Raw genomic sequence first — 14431 nt, 5'->3', positions numbered from 1 at the left:
ACCCCCTGTCGGGTCAGCTGTCGTAGTCTATCACATGCCGGAGCTGTTTTTCATATTCCAGCGCCTTGCCGGTGCCCAAGGCCACACAATTCAGTGACTCGTCGGCGACCGAGATGGCAAGCCCCGTCTGTTCGCGCAGCGCGAGGTCCAGGTCCCCCAGAAGCGCGCCGCCGCCCGTCAGCATGACTCCGCGGTCGACGATGTCGGCGGCCAGGTCGGGCGGCGTCGCTTCCAGCGCGGTCATCACCGCCTCGCAGATCGCCTGCACGGGTTCGGCCAGCGCCTCGGCCACCTGGGCTTGGTTGATCTCGGTCTCTTTCGGGACGCCGTTCAGAAGGTCGCGGCCGCGGATCTGCATCGCGGCGCCCCGCCCATCGTCGGGCATCCGGCTGGTGCCGATGGTGGTCTTGATGCGCTCGGCCGTGGCTTCGCCGATCAGCAGGTTATGCTGGCGCCGCAGGTAGTTGACGATGGCCTCGTCCATGCGGTCGCCACCGACGCGGACCGAGCGGGCATAGACGATGTCGGCAAGGCTCAGCACCGCGACCTCGGTGGTGCCGCCGCCTATGTCGACGACCATGCTCCCCGTGGGGTCGGTGATCGGCATGCCCGCGCCAATCGCCGCGGCGATGGGTTCGGCGATCAGCCCGGCGCGGCGGGCGCCGGCCGAGATCACGGATTGACGGATCGCGCGCTTCTCGACCGGGGTCGCGCCGTGCGGCACGCAGACGATGATCTTGGGCTTCGAAAAGGTCGTGCGCTTGTGCACCTTCCTTATGAAGTACTTGATCATCTCCTCGGCGACGTCGAAATCGGCGATGACGCCTTCGCGCATCGGGCGGATCGCCTCGATGCTGCCGGGCGTGCGCCCCAGCATCAGCTTGGCATCCTCGCCCACCGCAAGGACCTCCTTGCGGCCGCCCTTCGAGTGGTAGGCCACCACCGAGGGTTCGTTCAGGACTATACCGCGGCCCTTGACGTAGACGAGCGTGTTCGCCGTCCCGAGGTCGATTGCCATGTCCGAAGAAAACAAGCCTGCGACGCTCGCCATATGACGGCCTTCCCGTGCTGTGGTCCGTTGCGCTCCGCGACTCCCCACTGGGCCGCGGACCGAAGGCTCTTATACGCAGGCATCCCCTCGCGGCAAGGGCCGGGACCCGTGGCGGGGCCCAATGGCCCGGCCGCGGCGGATCCCTGCCGCCCGAGGGACGCTTGCATAGTGTCGCCCATGTCCAAGTTCCGCCCGCCTATCCCGGGCGCGGTGCCCAGAAAAGCCTGAAAAGGCGTTGCGTGCAAATCCGCGCGTTTTTTCGCCGCCGGCATGGTCCGGGTGCCGCTTTCTGCAGCCGCCAAGGTCTGGCGTCCGCCCGGGGGCCGGACAGCGCGTGGGGCAGGCGGTCCGCGGCGGCGGAACCGGGATGAAAAAAAGGGGGCGGCCCGCCATGCGCGCCGCCCCCCGGTCATGGGCCGTTCGGTCCGGGGCGTAACCTAGACCACGTCCTTGTAGCTGATCTGCTTGCGGTCCGAGCCTGCGCCAGCGGTCTGCCGGCGCAGGTGCAGCCGGTTCAGCGCGGTCACGTAGGCGCGGGCCGAGGCGACGACGGTGTCCGTGTCGGCCGACTGGCCGGTCACGACGCGGCCGTCTTCCTCCAGCCGCACGGTTACCGTGGCCTGCGCATCGGTGCCTTCGGTCACGGCGCTGACCTGATAGAGCTGCAGCCGCGCCTCGTTCGGGAAGACCTCGCGCACCGCCTTGAATACGGCGTCGACGGGGCCGTCGCCCTCAGCGGTGACCTGCCGGTCCTCGCCGCCCACGCTCATCGTCAGGTCGGCCGATTGCGGCGCCTCGGTGCCGCAGATAACCCGCAGGTCGCGGATCTGCAGGTGGTCGTTGCCGGGGCCCTGGCTCTGGTCGCGCATCAGCGCCTCGAGGTCGTCCTCGTAGACCTCCTTCTTGCGGTCGGCGAGCGCCTTGAACCGCACGAAGACGTCCGACAGCTGGTTATCGGCGAGGTCGAAGCCCAGCTCCTTGAGCTTCGAGCGCAGGGCGGCACGGCCCGAGTGCTTGCCCAGGACCAGGTTGGTTTCCTTGAGCCCAACGTCGGCGGGGCGCATGATCTCGAAGGTATCGGCGCTTTTCAGCATGCCGTCCTGGTGGATGCCGGATTCGTGGGCAAAGGCGTTCTTGCCCACGATCGCCTTGTTGAACTGCACCGGAAAGCCCGAAACCGTCGCGACGCGGCGCGAGATGTTCATGATCTTGGTGCTGTCGACGCGGGTGGACCACGGCAGGATGTCGTTGCGCACCTTGAGCGCCATCACGATCTCTTCGAGCGCGGTGTTGCCGGCGCGTTCGCCCAGGCCGTTGATGGTGCATTCGACCTGCCGGGCGCCGCCTGCGACCGCGGCGAGGCTGTTGGCCGTCGCCATGCCCAGGTCGTTATGGCAGTGGGTGGCGAAGATGATGTCCTCGGCGCCCTCGACCTCGGCGATCAGGCGGCGGATCAGGTCGGCCGATTCGACCGGGGCGGTATAGCCCACCGTGTCGGGAATGTTGATCGTCGTGGCGCCGGCCTTGATCGCGATGCCGACGACGCGCTTGAGGTAGTCCCACTCGGTCCGCGTGGCGTCCATCGGCGACCACTGGATGTTGTCGCAGAGGTTGCGGGCGTGGCTGACCGTCTCGTGGATGCGCTCGGCCATCTGGTCCATGTCGAGGTTCGGGATGGCGCGGTGTTGCGGCGAGGTGCCGATGAAGGTGTGGATGCGCGGCGATTTCGCGTGACGCACGGCCTCCCAGCAGCGGTCGATGTCCTTGGGGTTGGCGCGGGCAAGACCGCAGATCGTGGCGTTGCCCGACTGTTCGGCAATAGCCTTCACCGCGGCGAAATCGCCCTCGGACGCGATCGGGAAGCCGGCCTCGATGATGTCGACGCCCATCTCGTCGAGCATCGCCGCGATCTCCAGCTTTTCGGCGTGGCTCATCGTGGCGCCGGGGGATTGTTCCCCGTCACGCAGCGTGGTGTCGAAGATCAGAACGCGGTCCTGGGAAATGTCGGTCGTCATTGGGGTATTCCTCTGTTTCTCCTTGGCCCGGCGCTGGTCCACCCCTGAGCGGCGCGCCGGAAAGGCACGCTCAGAGGCGCGTAAGGAGAAGCAGGCCGCGGGCACGCGCAGCGCCGGCCGGAAGGCCGGGGCGGGCGCGGGCGTTATGTCGGGTCGCGGTCATGCGGCGAAGTATAGGGCCGCGGTCGGGAATGAAAACCCCCCGTTGCCATGCGGAGGCGCGTTCCGCGCCGCGCCTGTCCTCCCCACCCTCCGGGGCGGAGGGTGGGGCCCGCCGCCCGGAGGGTCTGGTGCGGGGGGGTGGCGCGGGGGTTGCCCGCCCCCGTCCGCCGTGCCGGCGGACTCCCCCGGGAGTATTTCCGAAGAAGAGAATGCAGGGGATGGGCCCTGTCCGGTTGCGGGCTAGATGGCGCGACGTCCGAGGTGGCAGTGCGAGGGGGTGTGGGCATGGCGAGGCGTGCGGTGATTACCGGAGCGGCGGGGCTGATAGGATCGGCGCTGGTGGCGCATTTTCTGGAGCGGGGCTGGCAGGTGGCGGCTCTGGATCGCGACGCGCCCGGGTTGAAGCAGTTGGAGCGCGAGGGGGTGGAGCTCCGGGTGGTCGATGTGTCGGATGAGGCGCAGGTGCGCGCCTTCTGGGAAGGGGAGACGCGGGTCGATCTTCTGGTCAACAACGCCGGGATCGCGTCGCCCGAGGCTGGGCCGGTCGAGACGCTCGCGCTGGAGGACTGGCAGGCGTGGCTTGGCGCCGGGCTGACCGGCCCGATGCTGATGGTCAAGCACGGGGCGCGCGCCTTGCGCACTGCCGGGGGTGCGGTGGTCAACATCACCTCGACCCGGGCGGCGATGTCCGAGCCCGATTGCGAACCCTATGCCGCCGCGAAAGGCGGGCTCGAGGCGCTGACGCATGCTTTGGCGGTCAGTCTCGGGCCCGACGTGCGGGTCAACGCGGTTGCGCCGGGGTGGATCTCGGCGAACGGGGACCTGCGGCCTGTCGACCATCGGCAGCACCCGGTGGGCCGCGTCGGGCGGCCCGAGGACGTGGCCGGGGCTGTGGCCTGGCTTGCGGAGGCCGGCTTCGTCACCGGGCAGACGGTGGTCGTCGATGGCGGCATGACGCGGAAGATGATCTATGCCGACTGACCGCACCCTTGTCATCGGGGCGTCGGGCGGGATCGGCGGCGCATTGATGGCGGCGCTTCGGCAGCGTGGGTCCGATGCGACCGGCCTGTCCCGCCGCGACGACGGGCTGGAGATCACCGACGAGGCCAGCGTCGCCCGGTGTCTCGGTGCGCTGGAGGGGACGTTCGATGCGATCCTCCTTGCTACAGGCGCGCTCAGCCCCGGGGCCGGGCGCCCCGAGAAGTCGCTGGCCGAGATGGACGCAGAGCGCCTGGCACAAAGCTACGCGGTGAATGCCATCGGTCCGGCGCTGGTGCTGAAGCATGGCCTGCGCCTGTTGCCACGCGAGCGGCGCACGGTCGTGGCGGCGCTCTCGGCCCGGGTCGGATCGATCGGCGACAACCGTTTGGGTGGCTGGCACTCCTACAGGGCGTCGAAGGCCGCGCTGAACCAGATCGTGCATGGCGCGGCGATCGAGTTGCGGCGCACCCATCCGTATGCCATTTGCGTCGCGCTGCATCCCGGCACGGTGGCAACGGATTTCACCGCTGCCTACCCCGACCACGACAAGACCACACCCGACGATGCCGCCGCCCGCCTGCTGGACGTTCTGGACGGCCTTTCGGCGAAAGACACTGGCGGCTTTTACGACTACGCCGGCCGCCCGATCCCGTGGTAGCGGTTTCTTCTCTTCGAAAATACTCCCGCCGGAGGCGTCCTCCGACCGGTCACGCGCGGGGCGTATGACCTGTCGCGATGGCGGGGGGGGCTTGCAGAAGCTCCATGACCTCGGCCATTTCCGGTCCCCGCTGCCGGCCCGTCACTGCCATCCGCAGCGGCATGAAAAGCCCTTTGCCCTTGCGGCCCGTCGCTTCTTTTACGGCCTGCGTCCACGCGCCCCAGGTATCGGGCCCGTAGGGATGGGGGGGCAGCAGGGCGGCGGCGTCCGAGATGAAGCCCGCGTCCTCGTCCGAAACCACCGGCTGGGCGCGGCCGTTCAGAACGTCCCACCAGCCCGCGATCTCGGTCCGCGTGGCGATGTTCTCGCGCACCACCTCCCAGAACCGCGGGGCCAGCGCATCGGGCACGCCTAGGGCGGCGATCTCGTCCGCCATCTCGGCATAGGGCTTCTGCGCCAGGACCCGGGCTGTCAGCGGTTTCAGCGCTTCGGGGTCGAACTTCGTGGGCGCCGCGCCAAAGCGCGAGATGTCGAACCCCGCGATCAGGTCGTCGTGGCTGGACTGCAGCTCGACCGGATCGGCCGAGCCCAGCCGGGCCATCAGGCTGAGCAGCGCCATGGGCTCGATCCCCGCGGCGCGCAGGTCGCGCAGCGACAGGGTGCCCAGCCGCTTCGACAGCGCCTCGCCCTGCGGGCCGGTCAGCAGCGAATGGTGTGCGAAGGAGGGATGCCCGTGACCCAGTGCACCCATGATCTGGATCTGGGTGGCGGTGTTGGTCACGTGGTCCGAGCCGCGCACGACATGGGTCACCCCCATGTCGGTGTCGTCCACGACCGACGCGATGGTGTAGAGAACCTGACCGTCGGCGCGGATCAGCACCGGGTCCGACACGCTGGCCGCATCGATCGAGATCGGCCCCAGGATCCCGTCCTCCCACTCGATCCGCTCGTGATCCAGCTTGAAGCGCCAAACGCCGGCGCCGCGGTCTGCACGCAGGCGCGCCTTGTCTTCCTCCGACAGCGCCAGCGCGGCCCGGTCGTAGACCGGCGGGCGGCCCATGTTCAGCTGCTTCTTGCGCTTGAGGTCCAGCTCGGTCGGGGTCTCGAACGCCTCGTAGAACCGGCCCTTGTCGCGCAGCGCGTCGGCGGCGGCGGCGTAGCGGTCCAGCCGCTGGCTTTGCCGTTCGACGCGGTCCCAGGTCAGTCCCAGCCATTCCAGATCTTCCTGGATCGCGTCGGCATATTCCTGTTTCGACCGCTCCGGGTCGGTGTCGTCCAGCCGCAGGATGAACTCGCCTCCCGCCTTGCGCGCGATCAGCCAGTTGAAAAGCGCGGTGCGCAGGTTGCCGATATGGATATAGCCCGTGGGCGAGGGGGCAAAGCGGGTGACGGTCATGAGGGCTCTCCTTCGATCGCGGTCTCTTCCACAGAGCCGCGAAATTGTCCATATCCTGGGCATGACCGAGACAGGCCCCATCCACGACCTCACGGCGCCCGACGCGGGCGAGATCGCCGACATGGCGCGCGCCGCGATCGAGGCGCTGCCCGACGCGTTTCGCGCCGCAGCCGCCGCCGTTTCGCTGAGGGTCGAGGAGTTCGCCCCCGACACGATGCTGGACGAGATGCAGATCGAGGACCCGTTCGAGCTGACCGGTGTCTACGACGGGATCCCGGTGACCGAGAAATCGGTGATGGATCAGCCGATGGGCCCCGACACGATCTGGCTGTTCCGCAGGCCGATCCTGGACGAATGGGCGATGCGCGGCGACGTGGGGCTTGGCGACCTGGTGGCGCATGTCTTCGTGCACGAACTGGCGCATCACTTCGGCTGGTCGGATGCGCAGATCGCCGCGATCGACCGCTGGTGGGAATGACCTGACATCACGATCATGCGCCAATAGGCGTCCGACGACCGCCTCCACGCCCTTCGCCTTTCCGCCGCGGTGTCCCTCCGCGGCGGTACCGCCGGGAGTTGCATTCCGCCGTCGGGCGACCCACCCTGCATCCCAACAGCCAGTCGAATTTGAAAGCGAGGACCATGCGCGCGCATATCCTGACGATCACGCTCAACCCCACCGTCGACTTCGCCACCGCGGCGCCCAAGGTGTCGGCCGGGCCAAAGCTGCGCTGCACCGAGCCGCAGATCGACCCCGGCGGCGGCGGCATCAACGTGGCCCGCGCGATCCGCCAGCTGGGCGGACAGGCGGTGGCGCTGGTGGCCATCGGCGGTACCACCGGGGCGAACCTCCTGCAGCTTCTGTCGCTTGAAGGCGTGGCGACGGTGGCGTTTCAGGGCCCGGGCGAAACGCGGCAGTCGATCTCGGTTACCGACGAAAGCCTCAACGACCAGTTCCGCTTCGTGATGCCGGGGCCCGTCTGGCAGTCGGACGACGTGACCCGCGCGCTGGGCTCGATCGATCAGGCGACGGGGGACGGCACGCTGGTCGTGCTTTCGGGAAGCCAGCCTCCGGGGGTGGCCAAGGATTTCCCCTCGATCCTCGCCGGGCACGTGGCGGGGCGCAACGCGCGCCTGATCGTCGATACCTCAGGGCCCGCGCTGTTCCACCTGGTGGAAAAGCCGCACGAGGCGCTGCACGTCCTGCGGATGGACGGCGAGGAGGCCGAGGAGTTGGCCGGCCGCCCGCATCCGCAGGTCGAGGATACCGCCGCCTTCGCGCGTGAGCTGGTCGAGAAGGGCGTGGCGCGCATGGTCATCGTGGCGCGTGGCGCCGACGGGTCGGTGCTGGCCGATGCGACGGGTGCGTGGCACGCGGTCGGCGCGCCGGTCGAGGTGGTGTCGAAGGTCGGGGCGGGCGACAGCTTCGTCGGAGCCTTCACCCTCGCCCTCGCGCAGGAGCGCAGCCCCGAGGAGTGCCTGCGCTACGGCGTGGCCGCCGCGTCGGCCGCCGTCACCAGCGAGGCGACACGGCTGTGCGACCGTGACATCACCGAAGAGCTGTTCGCGGGCTGCACCATAACCCGCGTCTGAATGGCCGACCCTCCCGGCTGTGCGCCGTGGGGCGACCGCTTGGCCCATGTCCTGCCATGGGGCAGGGGGGCCGCACGTCGTCGGGCCGGGCCTGCCGCGCGCCCGGGATACCCGGACAGCGAGGCAGACCGCGGCGGACCAGCCCTCGGGCGAACGACGAGCGTGGGGGGGTGGCAGACAGGCAACCGTCGCGACTCGAAAGCCGCCCGGCGTACGAGGGGGGCAGCGGACAGGCGCCCCTTGCCCGGAGGTCGGGCCGGGTGCGGGCCGGTGGGCGGGCAGCCCGGGCCAGGTGTTTTGCTGATATAAGGACCCTTGCCGGACGGGCCGGGCGTCGGGGCGGTCAGTGTCCGTAGTAGTCGCGATACCACGCGACGAAATTGGCCACGCCCTGCGCGACCTGGGTCTTCGGGGCATAACCCGTCAGTGCCGACAGCAACGTGGTGTCGGCCCAGGTGGCCGGCACATCGCCCGGCTGCATGTCGAGATAGCGCCGCTTTGCGGGGCGACCCAGCGCGGACTCGATCGCCGCGACGAAGTCGAGCAGGCGTACCGGGGCGGCGTTGCCGATGTTCACAACCCGGAACGGCGCGACCGGCGACAGGCTGTCGTCGTCGCTGACGGGCGCGCCGATCCGCGGCGGCGTGTCGATCATGCAGCGGATGCCCTCGACCAGGTCGTCGATATAGGTGAAGTCCCGCATCATGTCGCCGTGGTTGTAGATGTCGATTTCGCGGTCTTCGAGGATCGCCGACACGAACTTGTAGGGCGCCATGTCGGGCCGGCTCCACGGCCCGTAGACGGTGAAGAAGCGGAACATCGTCACCGGCAGGCCGAAGAGGTGGGCGTAGGAATGCGCCATCGACTCGTTCGCCTTCTTGGTGGCGGCGTAGAACGACATCTGCGTGTCGGCCTTCATCGTCTCGGTGTAGGGCATCTGCGTGTTCGCGCCGTAGGCCGAGCTGGTCGAGGCCAGAAGCATGTGCGCCGGGGGATGGGCGCGCGCCGCCTCGAGCAGTTCGAAGGTGCCGATCAGGTTCGATTCTACGTAAGAGCGCGGGTTGTCGATGGAATACCGCACCCCGGCTTGCGCGGCGAGGTGGACGACGACGTCGAAGCGCCGCTCGGCGAACAGATCCATCAGGCGGTTCGGATCTTCGATCCGGCCTTCCTCGGCGGTGAACCTGGCGTGCCGGGTCAGCTGCGCGGTGCGGGAGCGCTTCAGCGCAGGGTCGTAGTAGTCCGAGAAACAGTCGAGGCCCGTCACCTCGTACCCGTCGTTCAGCAGCCGTTCGGCCACGTGCATGCCGATGAATCCGGCCGAGCCGGTTACGAGTGCCCGCCGCACGCCTGCCATAGGATCTGCTCCCGCCTAAGTCCGGTTGCGCGGGGGCCCCTGGCCACGATCCGGCGATTCTGCGTCCGCCCCTCGCGCTGCGGGGATCGGCGAGTTTCCGCACGGGCAGCAGTTTCGTCTTGCAGCCTACCACGTCAGCGCGAATACTCGGTCTGTACCGGTGTGTTTGGATTGCAACTCGGATACGTGTCAAGAGTAATGCTTCCTGACCCTTGTCAGTCGAACTGTCGGCGGCGATTGGAAGATGGGTCTGACTGGAGCCGCCGTTGAACCTTCTCTTTCGCATTCTGAACGCCCTGTCGCGACCGCAGCGCCGCGGGATCCTGCTTGGCGTCGACGTGGCCGTCGTGCCGCTGGCCTATGTCTTCACGCTTGCCGTGCAGCAGCGGCTTGAGACGATCCCGACATTCCTGGCCAACGCGGTCCTGATCCTGCCCCTGCTGATGGTGCTGACCGCCGGCATCTCGACCTTCCTCGGCATTCCCAACATCCGCCTGAATTCCTACGACATGCGCGGGATGGGGCGGGTGGCGCTGTTGTCGCTGCTGGTCGCGATGTGCAACGTGGCGCTACATCAGGTGGCGCAGGCACAGCTGAACGGCGGCACCTATGTCGTCTTCGGCATCGTCTACTTCGTCTTCTCGGGATTCTGCCGGATCTTCCTGCTGGAGCTGACGCTTGCGATCTACCGCCATCAGCAGCCGCGGCGACGGGTGCTGATCTACGGCGCCGGCACGACGGGCATGCAACTGGCGCGCGCGCTCGCCTCGCACGATTCGATCGAGCCGGTGGCCTTTGTCGACGACAGCCCCGCCCTGCAGGGGCTCACGGTGATCGGCCTGCCGGTGCTGCGCCCGGTCGACATTGCCGGGATCGTCCGCGACCGCAATATCCGGCGGGTCCTTTTGGCGATGCCGTCGCTGTCGCAACCCAAGCGGATGCAGATCGCCCGGCGTCTAGAAAAGAACAACGTCGAAGTGCAGGCGCTGCCCTCCTTCGCCCAGCTGATCGGGGAAGAGGCGCTGCTGGACAAGCTGGTGCCGATTCCGCCGGCCCAGCTTCTGGGGCGCAAGGCCGTGCAGGCGGATCAGCCCGCCGATGGTGCGGGGCTTGCGGGCCGGTCGGTTCTCGTGTCCGGCGGCGGCGGCTCGATCGGGCTGGAACTGTGCCGGCAGGTGCTGGGCTGCAAGCCCACCACGCTGGTGATCTTCGAGATCAGCGAATACGCCCTCTACGAGGCCGAGAAGGCGCTGCAGCCGCTGGCCGAGGAAGTGGGCGCGCAGATCGTGCCGATCCTCGGGTCGGTCACCGAACCGCGGCTTGTCCGGCGCGTGCTGCACGATCACGGGACCGACGTGATCCTGCACGCCGCCGCCTACAAGCACGTGCCGATGGTCGAGACCAATCCGCTGGTCGGCATGGCGAACAACGTGCTGGGAACGTGGACGCTGGCCCGCGAGGCGCGCAAGGCGGGCGTGGCGCGGTTCATCCTGATCTCGTCGGACAAGGCGGTGCGCCCGACCAACGTCATGGGCGCGTCGAAACGGCTGGCCGAGCTAGTGGTGCAGGACATGGCCAACCGGTCGCCCGACACGGTTTTTGCCATGGTGCGCTTCGGCAACGTGCTGGGCTCCTCCGGGTCGGTGATCCCGCTGTTCCAGGAGCAGATTGCCCGTGGCGGCCCCGTGACGCTGACCCATCACGAGGTCACGCGCTATTTCATGACCCTGGAAGAGGCGGTGAGCCTCGTTCTGACCGCGGGCTCCTTCGCCCGGGGCGGCGAGGTCTTCGTGCTGGACATGGGCAAGCCCAAGAAGATCATCGACCTCGCCCGGCAGGTCATTTCGGACCAGGGCTACAGCGTGCGGGACGAAACGCACCCCGAGGGCGACATCGAGATCCAGGTGACCGGCCTGCGCCCGGGCGAGAAGCTGCACGAAGAGCTTCTGATCGGCGAGGGGCACATCACCACGCCGCACGAAAAGATCTTCTGCGCGCACGAGGCCAGCCTGAGCGAGATCGAGGTCGCAGCCGCGATCCGGTCGCTGCGCGAGGCCGTGGCGACGGGCAACGACGATGCCGCCCTTGCCGTCGCCCGCCGCTGGGTCGAAGGCTACGGGGCCGGCGTGGTGCGCGGAGAGACGGCCGAAATCGTCTGATCGCCGGGGGCGTGTCCCTGCGCGGCAGGGGTCGGAACCTGCGGGGCGCGGGACCTGCGGGGCGCACGCCGGTTCGGTAGGGCGCCGAATGGCGGGGCCCCCGGAATGACGGGGCGCTTCGTCGCCGTGCCGCGCCGCGTGTGCAATCCGCCACAAGGCATGTTTTATCCCCGGTCCGGCCGGGCACGAATTGAAACACCGGCGGGGGCGTGGTTTTGTGTGCCAGCATCGACCGCCGGGGCGCCGCGATGTCGGCGCGGCAGTTTGCGAGGAATATCCGTGATTCGAACTCTCAGTGTCAGTGCCATCGCCCTGTCCGCCGTGCTGGGCGGAACCACCGCCAGCTTTCCGCAGGAACTGGGGCGGCCGACGCTCAACTTCTACGGCGTCTCGGGCGTCATCGACATGCCCTCCGCCGCCGTTCAGCCCGATGGGCAGCTCGCCTCGACACTGTCGTATTTCGGCGGGATCTCCCGCGGTTCGCTGAGCTTCCAGATCTTTCCGCGCGTCTCGGGGACCTTCCGCTATCAGGGCTTCCAGGACCTGAACTACGCGGGGTACGAGGATTACTACGACCGCAGCTTCGACATCTCGATGCTGATCCTGAAGGAGTCGCGCTACCTGCCGGCCGTGGCCGTCGGCCTGCAGGATTTCGTGGGCACCGGCGTGTCCTCGGGCGAATACATCGCGGCGTCGAAGACCGTGACCCCGCGCCTGCGCGCGACCGTCGGCCTGGGCTGGGGGCGCCTGGGGTCGGACGGGGACCTGGGGTCGCCCTTCGGCGACCGCGACCCGATCGAGGTGGACCAGGGCGGCACGCTCAACGCCGAGCAGTATTTCCGCGGTCCCGCTGCCCCCTTTGCGGGGATCGAGTACCAGGCCACCGACCGCATGACGCTGCTGGCCGAGTATTCCTCGGACGCTTACGAGCTTGAGGCGGGCGAGCGGGGCTCGGTCTCGGACGCGATCATCGACCGCGCGTCGCCGCTGAACTTCGGCGTCGATTACCGGCTCAACAAGAACGCCAGCCTTGGCGCCTATTACATGTACGGCTCGGAGATCGGGCTGAAGGTCAACTTCGTCGCCAATCCCTACGAGCCGCCGATGACGGGCTCCTACGCGCCGGGGCCGCTGCCGGTCCAGCCGCGCCCGGCGCGCGGCAGCGACCCTGCCGCCTATGCCACGGACTGGACGCAGACGCCGGGGGTCGCGGCCACGCTGACCCAGCGCCTGGCCGCCGATTTCGACGAACAGGGGCTGGATCTGGAATCGCTGGCCGTGGACGCGGGCACCGCGACCGTGCGGGTGCGCAACCCGCGCTTCGATGCCGAGGCGCAGGCCATCGGCCGCGCGGCCCGGGCGATGTCCCGGGTCCTGCCGGCCTCGGTCGAGACCTTCCGCATCACGCCCTCGGTCGACGGCATGCCGGTGTCGACCGTCACGCTGCGCCGCTCGGACCTTGAAACCTACGAGACCGCGCCCGACGGCGCCGACAAGCTTGCCGCCGTGGCGGGCATCGGCGAAGCCGTGCCGCAGCCCGCGGGGTCCGTGCGCAACGCCGAGGTCGTGCCGCGGTTCAAATGGAACCTCGGCCCCTACATCCGCAACAGCTATTTCGATCCGGATTCGCCCATTCGTGCCGATCTGGGCGCCCGGCTGAGCGCGTCCTACGAGGCCGCGCCGGGGCTGGTCTTTGCCGGCTCTATCTCGAAGCGGCTGATCGGGAACCTCGACGAGAACAAGCGGATCGACACCTCGGTGCTGCCGCCGGTGCGGTCGAACTTCCCGCTATACGACCGCGAGGGCGACCCGTCGCTCGATAGCCTGACGGCCACCTACTACTTCCGCCCGGCCACCAATTTCTATGGCCGGGTCACGGGCGGCTACCTCGAACGCATGTTCGGCGGCGTCTCGGGCGAAATCCTGTGGAAGCCGGTCGACAGCCAGCTCGCCCTCGGGGCCGAGCTGAACTATGCCAAGCAGCGCGACTACGACGTGCAGTTCGGATTCCAGGACTACGACGTCGTGACCGGCCACCTGTCGGCCTACTACGACATCGGCGGCGGATATCACGCTCAGGTTGATGTGGGGCGCTACCTGGCGGGCGACTATGGTGCGACCTTCGGCTTCGATCGCGAATTCGAGAACGGCTGGTCCGTCGGTGCCTTTGCGACCGTGACCGACGTGTCGGCCGAGGATTTCGGCGAAGGGTCGTTCGACAAGGGCATCCGCCTGCGGATCCCGACCTCGTGGTTCACGGGCGAACCGACGCGCCGGGCGGCCAGCACGGTGATCCGGCCGGTCACCCGCGACGGCGGGGCCCGCCTGTCGGTGCCGGGGCGGCTTTACGGCCGGGCGCGCACCTACCACGAATCCGAACTTGAAGGACAATGGGGGCGGGTGCTGCGATGACCGGAAAGACCATGCGTATGGCGGCGTTGCTCGCCACGGCACTGGGCGTTGCGGCCTGCGGCTCGGAGTCCGGGCAGAGCACGTTGCGCAATGTGACGACGGGCATCGTGTCCCAGCTGGGCAACCGCGCGCCATCTCGGGTCACCCTGTCCGATCAGGCGATCCGCGACCTGGGCGAGGTTGTCGTCCTGACCCGACGCAAGAACGACGATGCGGCGCTGATCATGCCCGTGGGCCGCAACGGGACGGTGACGACCTACGAGTCGGTGGATGGGACGCAGCTGCTGCTCGACCGCGACGTGCTGGTCGGGACCAAGGGGTTCGGCGAGGACATCACCTCGGCCCAGCCGCCCGACGTGCGCCGCACCCGGGGCACGGCGCTGCGCGATCACTACTACCTGAACGGGGACGAGGTGATCCGGCGCGCGCGCTTCACCTGCACCATCACCGACACGGGCGCCGACAGCATCGAGGTTGCGGGCCGCGACTACCCGTCGCGCAAGATCACCGAGGCCTGCAGCTCGGATCTGGCCAGCTTTGAAAACCTCTACTGGATCGAAGCCGACGGCACGATCCGGCAGTCGTTGCAGTGGGTCGGCCCGGAGGTCGGCTCCCTGGTCCTGGAACGGGTGCACGACTGACCCGGC

General features: G+C 68.5%; 11 protein-coding genes. 7 read left to right on the top strand and 4 right to left on the bottom strand.

Features of this window, described 5'->3' with window-relative positions:
* Positions 1–13: 13 nt before the first annotated feature.
* Complete coding sequence (locus tag EKE94_RS16805; RefSeq protein ID WP_127907797.1) at positions 14–1051, bottom strand: rod shape-determining protein; 1038 nt, start codon at positions 1049–1051, stop codon at positions 14–16.
* A gap of 437 nt (positions 1052–1488) precedes the next feature.
* Entirely contained in the window at positions 1489–3066 is a 1578-nt protein-coding gene (locus tag EKE94_RS16800) for a 2-isopropylmalate synthase (RefSeq protein WP_127907796.1), read from the bottom strand.
* Positions 3067–3513: 447 nt separating this feature from the next.
* On the opposite strand from EKE94_RS16800, the gene EKE94_RS16795 reads away from it, so the two are divergent.
* Both EKE94_RS16795 and EKE94_RS16790 read left to right on the top strand, forming a co-directional pair.
* On the top strand, positions 3514–4209 hold the full coding sequence (locus EKE94_RS16795; protein WP_206615106.1) for an SDR family oxidoreductase: 696 nt from the start codon (positions 3514–3516) through the stop codon (positions 4207–4209).
* Positions 4199–4867 carry an SDR family NAD(P)-dependent oxidoreductase gene (locus tag EKE94_RS16790; RefSeq protein ID WP_127907795.1) on the top strand — a complete coding sequence of 223 codons (669 nt, stop codon included), beginning with the start codon at positions 4199–4201 and terminating at the stop codon, positions 4865–4867. The genes EKE94_RS16795 and EKE94_RS16790 overlap by 11 nt, the downstream gene beginning before the upstream one ends.
* Positions 4868–4916: 49 nt before the next feature.
* Here the strand turns inward: EKE94_RS16790 and gltX are convergent, their stop codons facing one another.
* On the bottom strand, positions 4917–6263 hold the full coding sequence (gene gltX, locus EKE94_RS16785) for a glutamate--tRNA ligase (protein ID WP_127907794.1): 1347 nt from the start codon (positions 6261–6263) through the stop codon (positions 4917–4919).
* Positions 6264–6324: 61 nt separating this feature from the next.
* Between gltX and EKE94_RS16780 the strand changes: the two genes are divergently transcribed.
* Both EKE94_RS16780 and EKE94_RS16775 read left to right on the top strand, forming a co-directional pair.
* Positions 6325–6741: a metallopeptidase family protein gene (locus tag EKE94_RS16780; protein ID WP_127907793.1), complete on the top strand. Its 417-nt coding sequence runs from the start codon at positions 6325–6327 to the stop codon at positions 6739–6741.
* Positions 6742–6905: 164 nt separating this feature from the next.
* The gene (locus tag EKE94_RS16775) at positions 6906–7856 is read left to right on the top strand and encodes a 1-phosphofructokinase family hexose kinase (RefSeq protein ID WP_127907792.1); all 951 of its coding nucleotides are present in this window, start codon (positions 6906–6908) and stop codon (positions 7854–7856) included.
* A gap of 343 nt (positions 7857–8199) precedes the next feature.
* Here the strand turns inward: EKE94_RS16775 and EKE94_RS16770 are convergent, their stop codons facing one another.
* Positions 8200–9213 carry an NAD-dependent epimerase/dehydratase family protein gene (locus EKE94_RS16770; RefSeq protein ID WP_407940928.1) on the bottom strand — a complete coding sequence of 338 codons (1014 nt, stop codon included), beginning with the start codon at positions 9211–9213 and terminating at the stop codon, positions 8200–8202.
* A 266-nt stretch (positions 9214–9479) separates the two neighbouring features.
* Between EKE94_RS16770 and EKE94_RS16765 the strand changes: the two genes are divergently transcribed.
* The 3 genes from EKE94_RS16765 (at position 9480) to EKE94_RS16755 (ending at position 14425) form a co-directional block, all read left to right on the top strand.
* Entirely contained in the window at positions 9480–11372 is a 1893-nt protein-coding gene (locus EKE94_RS16765) for a polysaccharide biosynthesis protein (protein WP_127907791.1), read from the top strand.
* Between the two features lie 279 nt (positions 11373–11651).
* Positions 11652–13784 carry a YjbH domain-containing protein gene (locus EKE94_RS16760; RefSeq protein ID WP_235856074.1) on the top strand — a complete coding sequence of 711 codons (2133 nt, stop codon included), beginning with the start codon at positions 11652–11654 and terminating at the stop codon, positions 13782–13784.
* The gene (locus EKE94_RS16755) at positions 13781–14425 is read left to right on the top strand and encodes a YjbF family lipoprotein (protein WP_164870998.1); all 645 of its coding nucleotides are present in this window, start codon (positions 13781–13783) and stop codon (positions 14423–14425) included. Before EKE94_RS16760 ends, EKE94_RS16755 begins: the two co-directional genes overlap by 4 nt.
* Positions 14426–14431: the final 6 nt, after the last annotated feature.

The organism is Mesobaculum littorinae (assembly GCF_004011175.1).
GTDB classification, from domain to species: Bacteria; Pseudomonadota; Alphaproteobacteria; order Rhodobacterales; family Rhodobacteraceae; genus Tranquillimonas; species Tranquillimonas littorinae.
This window is presented reverse-complemented; position numbering and strand designations above follow the sequence as displayed.

Bases quoted from the DNA above. Each gene is read 5' to 3' on its own strand.
- EKE94_RS16805 (WP_127907797.1), bottom strand. From the start codon at position 1,051: ATGGCGAGCGTCGCAGGCTTGTTTTCTTCGGACATGGCAATCGACCTC.
- EKE94_RS16800 (WP_127907796.1), bottom strand. From the start codon at position 3,066: ATGACGACCGACATTTCCCAGGACCGCGTTCTGATCTTCGACACCACG.
- EKE94_RS16795 (WP_206615106.1), top strand. From the start codon at position 3,514: ATGGCGAGGCGTGCGGTGATTACCGGAGCGGCGGGGCTGATAGGATCG.
- EKE94_RS16790 (WP_127907795.1), top strand. From the start codon at position 4,199: ATGCCGACTGACCGCACCCTTGTCATCGGGGCGTCGGGCGGGATCGGC.
- gltX (WP_127907794.1), bottom strand. From the start codon at position 6,263: ATGACCGTCACCCGCTTTGCCCCCTCGCCCACGGGCTATATCCATATC.
- EKE94_RS16780 (WP_127907793.1), top strand. From the start codon at position 6,325: ATGACCGAGACAGGCCCCATCCACGACCTCACGGCGCCCGACGCGGGC.
- EKE94_RS16775 (WP_127907792.1), top strand. From the start codon at position 6,906: ATGCGCGCGCATATCCTGACGATCACGCTCAACCCCACCGTCGACTTC.
- EKE94_RS16770 (WP_407940928.1), bottom strand. From the start codon at position 9,213: ATGGCAGGCGTGCGGCGGGCACTCGTAACCGGCTCGGCCGGATTCATC.
- EKE94_RS16755 (WP_164870998.1), top strand. From the start codon at position 13,781: ATGACCGGAAAGACCATGCGTATGGCGGCGTTGCTCGCCACGGCACTG.